Raw genomic sequence first — 246 nt, forward strand, 5'->3', positions numbered from 1 at the left:
TGCCGGCGGCGGTAACGGCGCGCGTGGCGGTGGAAGCGGGTATCGCGGACTACTGGTACAAGTACGTGGGCCTGAACGGCGCCATCGTGGGCATGACCACCTTCGGTGAGTCGGCGCCGGCGGAGCAGCTGTTCGCCGAGTTCGGCTTCACCGTGGACAACGTGGTGGCCAAGGCGCAGGCGCTGCTGAAGTAAGCGGCCTGGCGCAAGCCGATAAAAAAGCCGGTCATCGTGACCGGCTTTTTTT

General features: G+C 64.6%; 1 protein-coding gene. It reads left to right on the forward strand.

Going from position 1 to position 246, the window contains the following annotated elements:
- Positions 1-194, forward strand: a 194-nt coding sequence (locus WCL58_RS25310; protein WP_420804194.1) for a transketolase-like TK C-terminal-containing protein, incomplete at its 5' end; no start/stop codon positions are given.
- Between the last annotated feature and the right edge of the window lie 52 nt (positions 195-246).

Source organism: Serratia sp. TMDUHS_CL (assembly GCF_037137105.1).
GTDB lineage: Bacteria > Pseudomonadota > Gammaproteobacteria > Enterobacterales > Enterobacteriaceae > Serratia > Serratia nevei.